The organism is Thermostichus sp. OS-CIW-29, assembly GCF_054058195.1.
Window position 1 is genome coordinate 18,465 of record NZ_JBSSAB010000035.1, and the last position, 17,321, is coordinate 35,785.

The following is a 17,321-nucleotide window of genomic DNA, read 5'->3' on the forward strand; positions in this document are numbered from 1 at the left end:
ATGAGCCATCTCCCCTCAGCAATGCCGCCGGTTGCAACAGCGTTGCGTAGCGATATGGGTTCTCGTTGCCAGTTCGATCCGGCCATCAGCCTGGTCAGTTCCGCACAGATGCAGCGCATTGAGGAGCAGATCTTCTCTGCCGGCATGCCCGTTGCCGCTCTGATGGAGAAGGTGGGGCTGGCCGTTGTTGCTCAGTTGCAGAAGGATTTTCCGCAAGCCCATCGCATTGGGATCCTCTGTGGGACAGGGCACAACGGTGGCGATGGGTTGGTGGTTGGGCGGGAGCTATGGCTGGCCCAAAAGTCGGTGAAGGTGTGGCTGGGCAAGCCGGATCTCAAACCCCTGACGGCAGACCACGCCCGCTATCTCAAGGCGCTGGGGGCAGAGTTTGTGGAGAGTCTTGAAGAGCTGGCCGATTGCGATTTGTTAATTGATGCCCTGTTTGGGATCGGTCTGAACCGGCCTTTGGGGGAGCCTTGGGCGGGGGCGGTGGGGTGGGCCAATGGCAGTGGGATCCCCATCCTCAGCCTGGATTTGCCGTCTGGCCTCAACGACCAAACCGGGGAAGTCTGGGGCTGCTGCATTCGCGCCAGCCATACCTATACCCTTGGCCTTTGGAAACGGGGGCTGTGGCAGGAAGCAGCTCTGCCTTGGGTAGGACGGTTACATCGCGTTGATTTTGGGATCCCCCCTTGGGCCTGCCCAGAGGATGAGGTTCCCCGGTTGTTGCTGCGGCCTTGGCAGCACTTTCCTGCGGATCCCCCTTTGGATACCCACAAATACCGCCAGGGATCCCTGTTGTTGGTGGCAGGCTCGGCAGCCTATGCTGGAGCAGCGGTGTTGGCGGGGCTGGGATCCCGCGCCAGCGGGGTGGGCATGGTGACGATGGCGGCGCCGGCGGAGTTGAAAGGACTGATCCACAGCGCCTTGCCAGAGGTTTTGGTTCATGCCTGGGAAGGGATCCCTTCTCTGCCGCCGGTTGCCGATCGCGACAGCGGGACGAAGTCCTTGAAACCCTTTCAGGCGGTGGCCGTGGGGCCGGGCTTGGGAGAAACCCGTTTGCCCCTGCTGGAGATCCTGCTGCGGGATTGGGCCGGGATCCCCTGGGTGATCGATGCGGATGGGCTGAATGCTCTGGCGGAGATGGGGGTAGAGCGCCTTCAGGAAAAAGGGATCCAGGCCATCCTCACCCCCCACCTGGGGGAATTTCGGCGGCTTTTTCCGGGGATCCCGCTTGGGGATCGCATCGAGGCAGCCCAAAGGGCGGCAGCCCAGAGTGGAGCAGTGGTGGTTTTGAAAGGGGCGCGGACGGTGATCGCCTCTCCCACTGGGGAATGCTGGGTGAACCCGGAAAGCACACCGGCTTTGGCCCGCGGTGGCAGCGGCGATGTCTTGACCGGTTTGATCGGGGGCCTAGTGGCGCGAAGAAGAGCTCAAGCCGGTCAACCTTTGGACGCTCCCGCCCTGCTCAGTTGCGCCTGTGCGGGGGTGTGGTGGCATGCTCAGGCGGCTGTCCATCTGGCGCAAGAACGCGGCCTAACGGGAGTGGATCCGGCACGGCTGGCGGAGCATTTGCCCCAGGTGCTGCAAGCTCTCCAACAGGAGCAAGTTGTCCATACCGTGTCGCAGGCGGGTGAATAAATACTCTAAGTCATAGCCCAAGCCTTCCTGCTTGCTCCTACCCTCCACTAGGGGTCACCCGGTAAAGGGCACAGGAATAGAATTCTGGCTGGTTACTCGAAAGCCTTGGACAGGCCACCAAACCAAAGCCCGCATCCTCCACCACTATCTTCTCCGGCTGCAAGCTAAAATCCTGCGGGATCCGGAAAATCGGACTCAGGGATCCCTGAGGGGACACCCGTGCCAACCCACTGCGCCAAGACCCTTCTGCATCTTCCAAAAGACGACTCTGCCCCAACAAAGCCACTAAGTTGGCTCCTTGTAGGTCAATATCCCGGATGGGTACAGAATCTCCACCATTTTGTTCTCGTATCACCCGCCCATCCAACACCACCGCTAGCCCCTGACTGGGATTGGCCTTGAGAATACTTGGATCCCCTTGGTTATTGGCCAGAAAATAATACTCCTGTCCCTGCCTGACGAGCTTGGTTCTGGAGTCATCCGAGATAAGCGAAAACCCAGGCGAGAAAAAAGCACTCAAATCCATCACCTGAGTGGTTTGCCCCGTAGCATCCATCTGCAGCAACTCCTGAAACGTATTGGAACGCAGCCAATCCCGACCTTGCCGAGCCACAATCGCCGGGAAGCTATACCGGGTGAAAACCAGGCTATTCCCCATCTGCACCAAATTGGAAAAGTATTCTGCAGTTCCTCCTCCAAAGGCCCCAAACGAGAGATTATCCGCAAACGTCGAGACTTGACCCTGGGCATTCACTGTGTTCAAAACCCCAAGTCTCTGGGTTCCAACCCCTGCATCAAAGACCTGGATACCTTTCAGCAGCATCACCCCATCTTCAAAAGCACCAATCCTTCTGAACTCTTCTGAGTAACCTGGCCATTCATTTTGTTCTGCCTCCAGCACTGGAATTACCCCTCCAAAAGGGGTGATACGACTCACTCTCTCCCTCCTATCCCCACATGTATTGAATGAAAATTGATTACAGACTTCTTCCAGTACCCAATAATCGGAGCCAGCTTTCACCAGGTCTCTGACTCGCCCGACACTGGCCAAGGGAGTGAAGGTATAGCCATCCGCCTCAGTGGCGCGATAAGTGCCCCCATACCCGGCCACCGCCTCTCCCCCCATAATGGCAACATCAAAGATGCAATCTTCCCAACTAAATCTTGGGTGCAACTGGATCCCAGAATCCCGACAGATGCGCTCTGCTCCAATCCGTTGAGCTGGGCTAATCACAGCAAAACCACTGGGAAAAGACCGGTTACTGAGGCTCTCGCTGCTCTCTCCGGGGCCATAGTCAAACAAAGACTCAGCAGGACTAACCCGCCAACTCTCCCCAAAGGTTTGGTAAAGCCCGCTAAAGTCAGTCTCAGAGACCAACTGTCCACTGCGGCTTTGCAGGTCATTGCTGGGGTTGTAGTCGTAGTTGCCCAACAGGCCGCGTACTCGTCCCAAGTATTGGGGGGGTAGCTCCAAGGTAAAACTCAGGTGAGCAAAGGCTGCAGAGTTGGGGAAGTAGGGTTGAACGGTGAGTGTTTCTCCTTCTGGCCAGTTGAGGATGTACTCACCCTGATGGCCACGGAAGAGTTCGTAGCCGTAGCAGCCGCCGGGGGTACAGTTGGGGTCGGGGGTTTCCCATGCAGAGTCTTCGTCTTCTGGGTCTTGGGGCGGGCGTTCGGCTAAGGCGAGGAGCAGGTAGCCACCGGGGGGTAAGTCGGTGAGTTGGCCATCTATTCTCAGTTCCGGGGCAGGGGTGGTGTAGATGGCAACACGATGGGATCCCATTTGGGTGGCGATGGCACGAGTCATGCTGGCGACAGTGCTGCTGCCGAAGGGGCGGAAGCGCGCTTGCAGTTGAAAGTCCAGTTCGGGTACGACACTCTGGCTCAGGATATATTCTCCTACCCCGTGGAAGTCGTAGCGCAACCGGTCCAGGGTGTACAAATGCGGATCCCCTACCCCATCTGCTTTGCCGGCATCAGGATCCGCCTGGGAGGGATCCGGATCGCAATTGGCCCCCGGAGGACAATATCCCCCGCCTGAGCCACCAGAACCCCCTGAGCCACTAGAGCCGGAACCAGAACCGCCTGTGTAGTTCAACTGTTTGCTGTCTGTGGCAACAAGGGGATCCCCGATGGGCCGACCTTGTGCATCCTTAATTTGGTATTCGGCCCGCGCATCAACTTGCATGTAGACCCGTTCTCCCTGGATGGGCCTGTCCAGGTTGAGGATGGTGGCTTGGGTGGTGAACTCGCCTTTTTCATCCGTTTCCCCTTCTGCGGGGTCAAGCTCACCATTGGTGATGCTAGGGAAGGTGATTTGCACGGGAGGTCGTTTGCCGGAGGCATCTTCTACAACTCGACCGCGGGCATCCAGCAAGCGGACTTTCAGTTTCAAGTTGGCTTGCCCTGTAGAGGTTGCAGGAGGAATGAATTCCATTTCCTCAATCTCAAGGTCTAAGCACTGATTGCTTGTGGGATTGAGAGTTTCTGCTGCATCCCCCAGCATTTGGAATATTTTCCGGCGAGCCTCGAAGTTCCGATTGAGGTAAAAGTTGTCAAATCTATGACCGTCAAGAGGTAGAGCATCAGGGCCAAGAGGAGGCACAAGCCTAACATTCCAGTCCAAAGGTTCAAGTAAAGATCTGGACTAAGACTGGATTACCCTGAGCATCAGAGATTCCACCAGAGGCTCGAGCAACCTCTCTAACCAAATTGACCACTCTATCTTCATCAAAGGTGACATACAGAGGAATGTCATTGAGGCTAGAGATTGTGGATCCCATCATGTGGGCAACTTGAACCCCACCAAAGAAACAACCTGCAATCTTCTGAGAGGTTGCATTTGCAATTGTCCGCTTGGCAGCATCGACAAATATTGTTCCCTGAGAATTAGAGATAGTTAAGACATGATAACCATCTCTGACATCATCCAAGGCTGGCCAAATGAAATTGTCGTAGAGAGAAGCTATAGTATTTCTTCGAATCATATCCAGATGTTGGTCGGCAATTCTATCCCGAATTGTTTGACCAAGAAGATTAATTAGAGTTTCTTGGACATTAAACCTTTGCAATAGTGGCCTTAGAATATCATTTGCATTTGGGGCTTTTAGAAGAACACGAGCATATTGCCACGCTTGAGGGTCTGACAGTTCTGGCAGTGCTTCCCGAATCTTGAGTGCAATGGATGCAACGATTTGAAAGGTTGGGTTGTCTGCTGCTTGAGTTACATTTCCAGACGCAGTTATTCCTCCCAAAGCCATGTTGTAAGCAAGCCGATAGTTTGCGATGTCTTGCTCGAACCCAATGTTGTCTTTGAGTCGGATCAATACATTCTCTTCATTTCCTCCAATGGCAGCAATGATCCTATCAAGATTTCTTTCTGCGTCATCTTTTGCAGTTGCTAACCCGTTAATATAATAGATTCTAGACTTAAGAATAGATTCAGTAGTATTGAAACCTAGGTTGGGAGAAACGACTGAGTAGATAGTTGATTTGTTCGGTAATGAGCAAGACTTGAGAATCAGTACAGACAGGCAACAGCACAATAAAACAACAAGACGAACAGTATTTCGACCGAACATCCATTTATCCTCACTAATCTAGCGAATTGGGTCAGTACATGTCCATTCTTCTGCGCCAACGACTTGTCCAGAGAACTTGGCATCAACAGTTAAATCTGCAATAACTCTTTCCTGGGTGTTAAGCATTTGAAATTGCACTTCCCTTACTGCCTCAGCAACCTCATCAATGAGATCAAATTGATCAACTCCGCCGAATGCCAATCTTGCACATCGCTCTGCTCGGAAACCATCAAGCACTCTTGCACGCACCTGGTCTCGACTATCCCTGTCAACATTCACGATGCTTGCCTGTAAAGCTTTGGCGTATCGCAGCATGGCCTTCCGCTTCAGCTCATCATTGGGATACCGGCGGTAAATCCAGCGCTGCACATCATCACGCACGCCATCTCCATCGGCATCAATCCCCTCCAAAGTTTGCTTGCCCGCCTCCCCTGGATCCGGTGGCAAATTCGGAAACAATCTATCCAGTTCATCGACCGGGATCATATCTGGAGAGGGATCCTCACCCGGATTTTCTGGCACAAATCCAGTAGTGGGATCAGGATTGGGCTCTTCTTCTGCACTGGGGGTAGAACCTCCCCCGCCACTGCACCCACACAGCAACACCAACACAGAAGAGAGCATCAACATAAGCAGTATCCTGAGGCCGTTCATAATCGCCTTGGTTCTAGCAGTTCAAGTGGCACAAGTGACCCCCACAGGGATCCGGCAATCCTTCTATTGGAGCTACAAGCAACACAAAATTAGGGCAGGGATCCCTAGAAGGAACTCTCTCAGGAGGATCTACCGTTCATCACCCGACAAGAGCAAGACTGGATTTGCAGCCTGATGCTCAAGCAGAAACTAACATCTGCTTCAACAAAGTGCAAGTGCGCTGCAACACACGGGCTCAATCTTTAGATTCGTCAGCGTATGATACGGAGCCCTTTTTTGAAGGGGAGAACCTTTAATGGCTGAATCCATCAAGCCAGGTGGTGAGGTCAATCAACGACTGGAACTCCAGCAAGGCTAGACCCAGCTCTTCTAAGCGTTCCACTGGCAACGCGCGAATCTGACTTTCCACCTCCTCAGGCAGGGATCCCATTTTGCCAATCTTCTCAGTGGGAAAAGCAGCCAGAAAGGAGTGACCACCTCAGGGATCCCCGTGGATTGTAGTTGACTGAGCTTGATTAGGGTCTTAGGAACCCCAGCGCTAAACCCAAGATAATAAACAAGCCAAAGCCAATCCGATAAACAATGAACAGCCAGGTGCTGCTGCGCTGCAAAAACTGAATTAGCCAATCGATAGACAAGTAGGAAAAGACGAAGGCCGAAAGCGTCCCCAACCCCTGCGGCAGCAGGGCCTCTGCCTCGAACTCGGAGATAAACTCCACAACCCCCGCCAAAAATAATGCCGGGATCCCCAGCAAGAAGGAGTAGCGAGCGGCAGCCGAGCGCTGCAAATGGAGAAACAGCCCTGCCGTCAGCGTCGAGCCGGAGCGCGACACCCCAGGGATCAGGGACAAAGCTTGGGCCAGCCCTACCCAGATCCCATCCCAAATGCCTAAGCTGTGAAGGTCTCGCTGGCGTTTGCCCGTTTGCTCTGCCCAGCCCAACAACACAGCCAAGCCAATGGCTGCGGTGGCGATCACCCACAACTGGCGGGGCGGGGATCCCCAAATGGCCTTGATGGCCCAGCCGGCAACCACAATTGGCACTGTTCCCACCAGGATCCCGACCGACAGCCGCCAAGGCTCCTGCTGAAAATCTCGTTCTCGCCAAGCCTTCCAAGAGCCGAGGATCAACTGGCGCAGGTCAGAGGCAAAGTAGATCAGCACCGCCCCCAAACTGCCCAACTGGATCACCGCCGTAAACGAAGCTCCCGCATCCGGCCACCCCACCAAAGCCGGAAACACCCGCAGATGGGCCGTGCTGCTAATGGGCAGAAATTCGGTGATCCCTTGCACCATGCCCAAAATTAGAGCCTGCCACCAATTGGGATACCAGGTGTCAGCAAGCAACAAGGTAAACACTCCCCCACCCAAACTTGCCGGATTTGCACAATCCCCATTCTTAGAAAAACTCAGAACTCCGGCTTTTTCCAGCAGCCCATACCACGGCGAACAAACACTTGGAGAGGGATCCCACCCCAACTGGCCGGGAACTTGGGTGTCGCTGTCCCAGACCCGCAAAAGGGCTGTGCCTATAGGATCGCCGCAAAGATCGACAGTAGGTCAGATCATCGGGTCAATAGATCAGAAGCCAATCCGCTCTGGGTCTTCAATGGTAATCAGCCAGTTGCCCACATTCCGGAAGAGGGGGTTGGGTTCCGTACCCCGTACCCGCGCCTCCACCCGATAGATGCCGGCAGACGAGGGGTTGCGCACATTGGAGAGCACCAGACGGATCTCCTGACCGGCAGCAATGGGTTGACGGGCCACCACCTCTAGAGAGCGAAACTCCTCGTTCCAGTACACTTGATCCAGCTCTACAGGGCGGCCTTCTACCTCCAGGCGGACACTTTCCGGATCGATGCGGCCATCGAAATTCCTGTCCCCGTTGATCTGCACTTCTGCCACCGCCACATTCTGGGGGGGAATGGTCAGGCGATAGCGATCCAAACGACTGCGAACCCCGCCAAAATCGAGCCGATAGCTGAGGACAGGTACCCCTTCACTGCCGGTGATCACCAAACCCGACTGCGCCTCTGCAGAATGGGGCATCACCAGGGATCCCAGGCTCCCCATCACCAGAACCGCCAAGGCCAGCCTCATTCCTCGCCGAGCAAGGCCAAGTTCCTGCGAACATTTCCCTGCTCTCATCACTGCTCTCAACACCCAAACCTCCGCTGGTTGAAACACCTCAGCACCTTCAAAGCTCACTAGCGCGGCCTGTAGACAGCCTGACCGATGGCAAGCAAGGCCGACGCCTCGCCGTCCATTGTAGAGGATGGGATCCCCTCTACCGAGAGAGCTTAAGGCTTATCGAGGTGCGGAAGTGCGTAGTTCGTCCAGGATCCCAGACAAAAACTTTGGGCCGCCACACCCACGGTGCAGCTCCCACGCAACGCTGATTGCGACCACAAGGTGACCTTCGGTGGATTGGCCCTCGCCCTTCTACGGCTTCACTTGAGGAAACTCAGCACCCCCACCCCGATCACCATCAGCACCCAGAGCAGGGATCCCACCAAAATCACATTCTTGGCCCGGCTCCAGTCGCTGGCTGAGCTGTAGAGCACTGGCACCGCCACCACCAAGAGCAAGCTGTAAAGCACCAACACCAACAAAGCAATTTGGAAAACGAGCATCATCTTGCGGATCCCTCACAAAAGTCTTGTCTTGGATAAAAGCTCCCGGCAACACCGGACGGCAGCAGGATAGAAAGGATAACGCTTTGACTATACCAAAATGGGATCCCTCTCAAAGCCAAATCCGTTGGGGCAGTTGATGGACTCACCTGGATACAGGCTGGAGGCGGAAGGGGTTAAAGTCGGTTGCCACATCGAAGTAGTCTTCTTGTTCTTGCTGCTTTAGCCAGCCGGTAATGGCATAGGTCAGGGGCGTAAACGCCACCTCAACGGCACACTTGAATACATAGTTGGAGAGTATTAAGCTGTCCAGGCCAGGGAACACCCCCCAAAAAGCCAAAGTGACAAACAGACCCGTGTCCACCGCTTGGCCCACCAAGGTAGAGCCGATGGTGCGTGTCCACAGCCACCGTCCCCGCGTCCACACCTTCATGCGGGCCAGTACGTAGGCGTTGGCAAAGCTGCCTCCCCAATAGGCGATTAAGCTGGCCAGCACAAGGCGGGGCGTCAGGCCCAGAATCTGGTCGTAGGCTTCTTGATAGGGCCAGTCGGGGGCGGCCGGCAGGGATCCCACGATCATGAATGTCACCGACATGAGGGCCGCCGAGAGAAATCCCAGCCAGATCACCCGTCGCGAGCGGGCATAGCCATAGACCTCCGTGAGGATGTCGCCAAAGATATAGCTGAGGGGGAAGAGAATGGTGCCCCCGTCAAAGGTAAAGGGCCCCAGAAGAACGATCTTGGTCGAGGCGATGTTGGAAATCAGCAGCACGGCCACAAATAGAGCCGTCACCGCATCCAGGTGCCGATAAGCTCGCTCAAAAACCCTCTCAGACATCAGGATCCTCCTAGAAGTTTACGGATCTGTCGCAGCTCCTTGACGATCAAGGCCAAACCCTGGGCATGTCGCTCCACTTCGCCGGCGAGCTTGCTGATCTGGGCCTCCAGATTGCTGCTGCGGGATTCCTGACGCGCCAGGCGTTGGTTGATCCCAGAAAGCCGCGCCACCACCTCCCGCTGGATCAAGTTTTCCGTACCTTGAATCAGCAGCGTCTCGATGGCGGTGAGCCGGTTCAGAATCAGTTGGGTGTTGGTTTCGGATCCCGGCTCCGGTGCAGCGGCAGGGGCAACCTGGAGGACCTTTTGGATAAGAGCCAAAAGGGCATCTGCCTCAAACGGTTTCTCGATGAAATCAAAATCGACAAAGGGCTCAGGAATGCGGGCAGTCACCTGTTCCTTCAGCCCCGACATCATGATGATAGGAGTATTTTTCAGACTGTCTTCGCGGCGGATGGCCTGCAAGGTGTCATAGCCATCCATCTTGGGCATGACAAAATCCAGCAGGATCAGGTCGGGGTGATGTTTTTTGGCCGCTTCCAGCCCTGTCAACCCGTCTTTGGCCTCCACCACTTGGAACTGATCGGCCAAGATGCTGGCCACCATCTTGCGAATCATGATGCTATCGTCAATGACCAACACCGTCTTGGTTGTCATGCTGAGGCGCTCCCTCTTCCCATTATCAAATCGACCTGATCAGCCCCTTCCTCCAGCTCATAGGGCAATCGGGGACATCCTTTTGAGGACACCACTAGAGTACTCCCCTGCTTGGCCAGATGGGGTGTGCTCAGGGATCCAATTCCGCCAGGTTTTCCCCGCGCCCAGCGGCTGCCGGCCCGGCGTGGCCGCCTTGCTATAATTAAGTGTAAACAAACGTTAAGCCTTCATTCTTCATTCGCACCTTGCAGGGTTATGAGCCTACAACTAAGTCCTGAGCTGTCGCTGCCGATCCCATCTCCAGTCGGAGAAGCTGCCTACCGCGCTTTTCAGTGGGGCAAAAACATCTTCGGCTTTGCCCACAAAGCGCTCTCCACCCAAGCTTCAGATCTGATGCTCTCCGTGCTCAGGGATCTGCAAAGCTTCTCCTCCGGGAGGACCCCGCCGCCGCGGGCCAAGGTGCGGGTGAGCGCTGACACGCTACAGGTGTTGCGGGCCCGTTACGAACAACTCCTGCAAGCGGACTGGCAAGATGCTGAGGCAGGGTACTACCCGCACGCGCTCCTGTTCGACAACCCCTGGCTGGACTTTGCCCGCTATTACCCACAGGTGTGGTTGGATTTGCCGCAAATTACTCGGCGGGTTCACAGCAAGCGTTACCAAGAGTTTTCTCAAGACATCTCCACCGAGGGCTATCCGAAATACTACCTGCAAAATTTTCATTACCAAACCAACGGCTATCTGAGCGACAGCTCGGCTGAGCTTTATGACCTGCAGGTGGAGCTGCTGTTTGGGGGCACAGCGGATGCAATGCGCCGTCGGGTGATTCGCCTGCTCAAAGATGCCTTGGATCCCACCTTGGTCAGCCCCCACATCCTCGATGTAGCTTGTGGCACGGGGCGGATGCTGCGCCTACTGCGGGGATCCCTGCCCAAAGCAGCTTTGTATGGCCTGGATCTTTCTCCTGCCTATCTGCGCAAGGCCAACCGACTGTTGCAGGAGCTGCCGGGGGAGCTGCCCCAGCTTATCCGCGCCAACGCCGAGGCCATGCCCTATGCCGACGCCACCTTTGACGCCGTCATCAGCGTTTTTCTCTTTCATGAGCTGCCTGGCCCGGCCAGACAAAATGTCATCAACGAGATGAGTCGGGTGGTGAAGCCAGGGGGCGTGGTGGTCATCTGCGACTCGGTGCAACTGCTGGATTCGCCAGAGCTGAAGGAGACGATGGAAGCCTTTATGCAAACCTTCCACGAACCCTACTACCGCGACTACATCCACGACGATTTGGGGGCGCGCCTGCAACAGGCAGGCTGTGCGGTGTTGCGCCGAGAAACTCACTATGTCAGCACCTACACCCTAGCCCGTAAAGGTTGAGCGCCCCTTCCACAAGCTTAAGAGGAAGAGTAAATCGGCGGTCACTTGTCCAGAGGGTGTATAGTAGTTTTAGACACGAAACCTTGGATGAGAAGACGGGCCACTAACTGGATAACCCTTGGGTGCAAGTCCGTCTAAGATCTTTTTCTTGTACTTAGGCTCATGTCCCACCCCCATGGATCCCTCCGCGCCGGCATTACTGCTCTCAAGCAGGAGCGCTACCTGGAGGCGATCAATCTTCTCGAGTCGTTCTGCTACTGCTGTTCCATCCAAGAGAGACAGGAGCACCGCCTGAGCGAGCGCAATGGCTCGAGGGCAGATCCGGAAGAATGCGTTTTGGCTCGTGTAGCTCTGATCATGGCATATCAGGGCAGTGGTGACTTGGAGCGCTCAACTGCCCTTTGCCAAGAGCTGTTGGAGGAGAAGGAAACTCCTGAGTCCGCTCCCTGGGCTCGGGAATGGGCAGCTCAGGCTCTACCTACCCTCAAGCAGGCTTCAGAACACTCCATGCCCCCTGAGGAAGTCATGGCGCGGCTACCCGTTCTCCGGCAGTTGGAAGACTGTCAGCCGCTGTGTAGCTCCCGCGATCCGGCTCCGCATCTGCTCAAATCTGCCTCTCTCTGAGGGAGAGGATCTGCAAGGAGCGGTGGACGCCCGGCTCTAGCCTTTATTCTCAACACAGTTCCACAGCAATCTTATGTCTGCTGCCGAACCGACTACCTATCATTTTGTCGTTGCCAGCCTGTCTTTCTTACGTTCTGAGCCTCTGGAAGAGGTGCTGGAGGAGCGTCGTCGATACTGCGAGGAGCGCCATTGCCCTGTCGATTTCTTCTGGGTGCCCCAGCCGGCCTTCATGGAAGCTCCAGAGTTAAAGCCCCTGCGGGACAAGTTGAAGGAGCCCCTGGGGGCAGTGGTATCCACCAACGCGGATTTTATTCGTTGGCTGAGCCTGCGCTTAACCTTTGTAGAGAAGGGCAGCTTTGTGGCTCCCAGCGAGTCGATCCCGGATCCCTTGCGCTCCTTGTCTGCCGCAGGAAGCTAGGCCTGCCGATTCCCAAGATTTGGGTTGGTGGATTGGAAGGCGGGCCAAGATAAGATCGGGGCACCCCATTTCCACTTTTGTTTGCTGACGGGATCCCATTCTGTTGTGGGGCCGACGTCGGGGAAATGGGCAGGTCACCTGGGGAGCATGATGACTTTGGAGCAACGATGGGGCTGGCCGGAGGGAGGGGCAGGGATCTGCCACCCCAGTTCCCCTCTCCGGGATCTACCTGCGTCAACGCCAACTTGGGGGCTGAAGTCAGAAGCTCTCTTGCCTGAGCCGACAGCAAGCCCCGCCCTCAGCTCGCCGGAGTGTTCTCCTGGGGATCCCTTGCCAGAGCCATCTCCTGAAGATCCCGAAAAAGGGCAAAAAGAAGAGAAAGAAGATCAAGGTCTGGCTGAGCCGGGCCTGAGCAACTTTGTAACCGTGCTGCGCCGGCGCAATTTCCTGCTGCTGTGGATGGGGCAGGCGTGTTCCCAGTTGGCGGACAAGGTGTTATTGGTGCTGCTGATCGGCTTGGTTGCCCGCGAATTTCAACCTGAAGGGGCTTCCATCAGCGGTTGGGTCTCGGCCATCATGCTGGCTTTTACGCTGCCGGCGATGCTATTGGGCAGCCTGGCAGGGGTATTTGTGGATCGCTGGCTGAAAAAAGGGGTGTTGGTGCTCTCCAACCTGGGGCGTGGGATCCTAGTGCTGCTGTTGCCGCCGCTGCTCTGGCTCACTGCCGGGCGCGACCTTTGGCCGGGGATCCCCTTGGGGTTTGCGGGGCTGTTGCTGGTGAGCTTTGCCGTCTCGGTTCTAACCCAGTTTTTTGCTCCTGCCGAGCAGGCGACTTTGCCCCTGATCCTGCCGAAAGGAGAGTTGCTGGCGGCCAACTCCCTGTACACCACCACGATGATGGCTTCGCTGATCGTCGGGTTTGCTGTGGGGGAGCCGCTGTTAACCCTGGCGGATCGTTGGATACGCCATTGGTTGCCGGGCTGGGAAGTGGGGCCGGAGCTGTTGGTGGGAGGAGCCTACCTCTTGGCGGGATCCCTGCTGTTGCTGCTACAACCCCATGAGAAGCTGGAGCCCCGGCGTTGGGAAGTCCCTCACCTCTGGGAAGATCTCCGGCTGGGCCTGCACTATGTCGGCCAGGTGCCCCTGATCCGAGCTGCTTTGGTGCAGGTGGTGGTGCTTTACTCGCTGTTTGCGGCGCTGGCAGTTTTGGCGGTGCGCATGGCCGAAGTGATGGCAGAGCTGAAGCCGGATCAGTTCGGGGTGTTGTTGGCCGCTGCTGGCCTAGGCATGGGGATCGGCGCCTTTTGGGTGGGCCATACGGGCCGACGGATGAGCCGCCGCGCCTGGGTTGGCCTGGGATCCCTGCTGCTCTGTGGGGCTCTGGCAGCCCTCTCCTGGACGACCCACTGGTTGCTGCCCAGCTTGGGCTGGATTGCCCTGTTGGGCTGTGGGGGGGCTTTGGTGGCGGTGCCGATGCAAACCTTGATCCAAGAGGAAACGCCTGACCATCTGCGAGGCAAGATCTTTGGGCTCCAGAACAACGCCGCCAACATTGCCCTCAGTTTGCCGCTGGTGTTTACGGGATTGGCGGAAGCTTGCTTTGGCCTTCCCTGGATGTTTGTGGCCCTGGCTGTTCTGACGGGGCTGGCGGGGCTGTACACCTGGAGCTTATTGGGCAGAGAGGCCCCCTAAATCCTGCCGCAGCGCCAGGCTGGATACCCTCTTCTGGGGGAACGGGTCAAGGCAGGAGCCAACTCTGCTACTCTTGTAGAGGTTTAAGAATCGAGACTCCCTTTGCAGCTCAGCGTTTCAGCTCCGCGGGGATCCGCCCATGCACATCGCCTGGATAGGCAAAAAGACACCTTTCTGTGGCAACGTCACCTATAGCCGCGAGATGACCAACGGCCTTTTGGATCGAGGGCATCAAGTGAGCTTTTTTCACTTCACCAACGAGGGCCAACCGCCCGCTCTGGATCCCGGTGGTGAAGGCTGGAGGGCGGAGCTGGATCGTCGAGACGTTTCCCTCCCCTGTCTGTACAAATCGCAGATTTACACGATCCCGGCCCCCAACGCCAAGCGGTTGCTCACCCAGGCTCTCAAGGAATTGCAGCCGGATCTGGTGCATGCCTCCTTGACCATTTCTCCCATCGACTTTGTGTTGCCGGAGATCTGCGCTGAGCTCAACCAGCCGCTGGTGGCTACTTTCCACCCTGCCTTCGACCGACGGCGGCGCAACATCGCCTCTCGCACCCAATACTTGGCCTACCAGCTCTACGCACCGTGTTTGGCCAACTATCACCGCACCATCGTCTTCTCGGAAACGCAGCGGGAGATCTTGGTCAAGCTGGGGGTGCGCCCCCAACAGGTGGTGGTCATTCCCAATGGGGTCGATGTGGACAAGTATGCGCCTGGGCCCTCCACCCTCAAACAGCGGTTGGGACTGGAGCGGATCTTCGTCTATCAGGGGCGGGTTTCGCCGGAGAAAAACCTGGAGGCCCTGCTCAAGGCTTGGAAACACGCCCAAATGGGGGAGAAGTGTGGTCTGCTGATCGTGGGGGATGGGCCACTGCTCAACACCCTCAAGCCCTTCTACACCCTTCAACATGGGATCCACTGGCTGGGCTATATTGCCGACGAGCAGCAGCGCATCGAGATCTTGCGAGGGGCTGATGTGTTTGTTTTGCCCTCTTTAATCGAGGGGCTCTCTTTGTCGCTGCTGGAGGCGATGGCCTGTGGGGTGGCAGCGGTAGCCACCGATGTCGGCGCTGATGGAGAGGTTTTGGCCGATGGAGCTGGGATCCCGCTGGATCCGACACGGGTGACAGCAGAGCTGCAAACGCTGCTGCCTTTGCTGCGGGATCAACGGGAGTTTACCCAACTGCTGGGGATGAAGGCCCGCCAGCGGGTGCTGGAGCGCTATACCCTCAGCCACAACCTCAGCCAGGTGGAACAGCTCTACCGAGAGCTGTGCCAGGGATCCCGTCAGCATCGCTGGGTGTGAGGGATGAGTGTGATGAAGCTTGTGATATTTTTGCTAAGCTGTTTCGTTACGTTTCCAAGGGATTAACGCCAGTCTTCCCGATGGATGATCACAGCCCCCAAAAGGCCGTTTTAGGGCAGCCCCCTGCCGGGCTGTCAGATTCTTTGTGGTCAGAGTCCTTGCTGGCCCAGGATTCGGGCAAAAATCCCCTCCCCCCCAATGCTCCGTCGCTGTCGCCCACGGACAATTCGGGGGACTTGCGCTCAGCTCAGACCGGCCAGGATGAGGATCCCACCTCTTCAGGTGCCGTTGCGTCCGATGATAGAGAGCTGCCGGAGGTCAAGCCGGCCATTGTGCCTGCCCCTGCAATGCCGGATCGGGTGGCAGAACTGGAGAGAGAACACCATCGGATGCAGTATCTGCTGGCGTGGCTGGCTTTTGCTCTGCGCTCTTTTAACAACTTGAACCAGATCCTGGAGCTGACGGCTTTTGTGGCCAGCCAACTGACCGATGCCGAAGGCGGAGCCCTGGTTTTGTTCAATCCCAACGGCACCATCCAGTTGGATCAACTGCATTGTTCCGATCTCAATCACCGCGAGCAGATTCGGGCTGAGATGGAGCAAATTACCCAGACCCTCTCGGCTCAAGAGCCCATCCTCAAAACGGAGGGATCCCTGTCTGTTAAGATCCCTGCCCTGGAACACCTCTTGGACGAACGGTTCCGCCAGAGCTTGGGGCCGGATGTACGCCTTTTCGGCACGCCGCTGCTGATTCGCAACTCTGTCCAGGGTCGCTTGTACGTCTTCAGCCGTCAGCCTGGCTACCACTGGGATGAACGTCGCCAACAACTGTTGCGCTTGGTCGCCGATCAGGCAGGGGTGGCCATCGAAAATGACCGCTTGACGGCAGCCTTGCGCCGCAAGATGGCCCTGGAAAAAGAAATGGAGATTGGCTCTTACATCCAGACCCAACTGCTACCTCGGGAGTGCCCTCAAGTCAAGGGGATTCGCTTGGCAGCCCGTTGCCGGGTGGCCAGCAAAGTGGGGGGCGACTACTATGACTTCATCAAGATTCCCGGCGAACGCCTGGAAACATCCGACTCATCTGAAGAAACGGCAGGCTTTCGCTTGGCCATCGTCATTGGGGATGTGATGGGCAAAGGGGTGCCCGCCGGCCTGTTGATGACCATGACCCGCGCCATGGTGCGGGCGGAGGCCCTCAACCGCCATTCGCCGGCCCGTGTTCTGCAACATCTGAACCGGGCCATGTACAGTGACCTGGAAAACTCCAATCGCTTCATCAGCCTGTTTTATTCGGAGTACGATCCCCGCTCCCATCGCCTCTGCTTCAGCAACGCGGCCCACAACCCCACCCTGTGGTGGCAGGCCCGCACCCGAGAAATTCAACCCCTGGACACAGAGGGGGCGCTGATCGGCTTGGAAGAAAACAGCCACTACTCGGAAAGCTGCGTGCAACTGCAACCCGGGGATGTGGTGGTGTACTACACCGATGGCTACACGGAGACAGCCAACACCCGCGGCGAGCGCTTGGAAACCTCTGGGCTGATGGACGCCATCCAGTACGCTGCCCGTCGCTACGACTCCCCCGAAGACATTTTGGAGAGCTTGTTTGAGCAGATGGATGCCTTCCGAGGCCGTCGGGGATCCCATCCTCTTCCCCTATGGCTGCCCGAGGATCCAGAGCTCCTGTTGCAGGATGAAATTTCCCTGCGGCCTGAGCCCGTGGACGACACAACGCTGGTGGTGTTGAAGGTGTTGCCCGACTCCGAGCCAGCCTAGGTCGTGTTGATCTTATGTTAGGATAGAGGGAATAATTTATAGAGGAAAGAGGATGAAGTTGGTTTTTTTAGATGAAAACAAATGGCAGAAGATATTGGCTTTTTTACAGACAGAAGAGAGAGTT

General features: G+C 56.6%; 16 protein-coding genes. 7 read left to right on the forward strand and 9 right to left on the reverse strand.

The window, feature by feature from the left end; translation table 11 throughout:
- Positions 1-1,641, forward strand: coding sequence for an NAD(P)H-hydrate dehydratase (locus ACVWZJ_RS11725; protein WP_457396153.1), 1,641 nt, complete (start codon positions 1-3; stop codon positions 1,639-1,641).
- Positions 1,642-1,678: 37 nt separating this feature from the next.
- Here the strand turns inward: ACVWZJ_RS11725 and ACVWZJ_RS11730 are convergent, their stop codons facing one another.
- From ACVWZJ_RS11730 to ACVWZJ_RS11770, 9 genes are all read right to left on the reverse strand, one after another.
- Entirely contained in the window at positions 1,679-4,078 is a 2,400-nt protein-coding gene (locus ACVWZJ_RS11730) for a VWD domain-containing protein (protein WP_457396155.1), read from the reverse strand.
- Between the two features lie 193 nt (positions 4,079-4,271).
- Positions 4,272-5,222 (reverse strand): hypothetical protein, encoded by a 951-nt coding sequence (locus tag ACVWZJ_RS11735; RefSeq protein ID WP_457396157.1) that lies wholly within the window; start codon positions 5,220-5,222, stop codon positions 4,272-4,274.
- A gap of 18 nt (positions 5,223-5,240) precedes the next feature.
- Positions 5,241-5,852, reverse strand: coding sequence for a hypothetical protein (locus tag ACVWZJ_RS11740; protein ID WP_041436645.1), 612 nt, complete (start codon positions 5,850-5,852; stop codon positions 5,241-5,243).
- Positions 5,853-6,168: 316 nt separating this feature from the next.
- On the reverse strand, positions 6,169-6,306 hold the full coding sequence (locus ACVWZJ_RS11745) for a DUF4351 domain-containing protein (RefSeq protein ID WP_011433640.1): 138 nt from the start codon (positions 6,304-6,306) through the stop codon (positions 6,169-6,171).
- 85 nt (positions 6,307-6,391) lie between these two features.
- Complete coding sequence (locus ACVWZJ_RS11750) at positions 6,392-7,225, reverse strand: undecaprenyl-diphosphate phosphatase (RefSeq protein ID WP_011433641.1); 834 nt, start codon at positions 7,223-7,225, stop codon at positions 6,392-6,394.
- Between the two features lie 231 nt (positions 7,226-7,456).
- Entirely contained in the window at positions 7,457-7,975 is a 519-nt protein-coding gene (locus tag ACVWZJ_RS11755; RefSeq protein WP_238376751.1) for a DUF2808 domain-containing protein, read from the reverse strand.
- Positions 7,976-8,325: 350 nt separating this feature from the next.
- Positions 8,326-8,511 carry a photosystem II reaction center protein PsbZ gene (gene psbZ / locus ACVWZJ_RS11760; RefSeq protein ID WP_011433643.1) on the reverse strand — a complete coding sequence of 62 codons (186 nt, stop codon included), beginning with the start codon at positions 8,509-8,511 and terminating at the stop codon, positions 8,326-8,328.
- 142 nt (positions 8,512-8,653) lie between these two features.
- Positions 8,654-9,346, reverse strand: coding sequence for a queuosine precursor transporter (locus tag ACVWZJ_RS11765; protein WP_011433645.1), 693 nt, complete (start codon positions 9,344-9,346; stop codon positions 8,654-8,656).
- A complete protein-coding gene (locus ACVWZJ_RS11770; protein ID WP_011433646.1) occupies positions 9,346-10,002 on the reverse strand; it encodes a response regulator in 657 nt (218 codons plus the stop codon). The genes ACVWZJ_RS11765 and ACVWZJ_RS11770 overlap by 1 nt, the downstream gene beginning before the upstream one ends.
- 255 nt (positions 10,003-10,257) lie before the next feature.
- On the opposite strand from ACVWZJ_RS11770, the gene ACVWZJ_RS11775 reads away from it, so the two are divergent.
- The 6 genes from ACVWZJ_RS11775 (at position 10,258) to ACVWZJ_RS11800 (ending at position 17,197) form a co-directional block, all read left to right on the forward strand.
- Positions 10,258-11,376, forward strand: coding sequence for a class I SAM-dependent methyltransferase (locus ACVWZJ_RS11775; RefSeq protein WP_457396159.1), 1,119 nt, complete (start codon positions 10,258-10,260; stop codon positions 11,374-11,376).
- Positions 11,377-11,538: 162 nt separating this feature from the next.
- Positions 11,539-12,000 (forward strand): hypothetical protein, encoded by a 462-nt coding sequence (locus ACVWZJ_RS11780; protein WP_457396161.1) that lies wholly within the window; start codon positions 11,539-11,541, stop codon positions 11,998-12,000.
- Between the two features lie 73 nt (positions 12,001-12,073).
- The gene (locus ACVWZJ_RS11785) at positions 12,074-12,418 is read left to right on the forward strand and encodes an MgPME-cyclase complex family protein (protein ID WP_414329330.1); all 345 of its coding nucleotides are present in this window, start codon (positions 12,074-12,076) and stop codon (positions 12,416-12,418) included.
- A gap of 147 nt (positions 12,419-12,565) precedes the next feature.
- Positions 12,566-14,110: an MFS transporter gene (locus ACVWZJ_RS11790; protein WP_457396163.1), complete on the forward strand. Its 1,545-nt coding sequence runs from the start codon at positions 12,566-12,568 to the stop codon at positions 14,108-14,110.
- Positions 14,111-14,249: 139 nt separating this feature from the next.
- Positions 14,250-15,419: a glycosyltransferase family 4 protein gene (locus ACVWZJ_RS11795; RefSeq protein WP_457396165.1), complete on the forward strand. Its 1,170-nt coding sequence runs from the start codon at positions 14,250-14,252 to the stop codon at positions 15,417-15,419.
- Positions 15,420-15,499: 80 nt separating this feature from the next.
- On the forward strand, positions 15,500-17,197 hold the full coding sequence (locus ACVWZJ_RS11800) for a PP2C family protein-serine/threonine phosphatase (protein WP_238376753.1): 1,698 nt from the start codon (positions 15,500-15,502) through the stop codon (positions 17,195-17,197).
- The last annotated feature ends 124 nt before the right edge of the window (positions 17,198-17,321 follow it).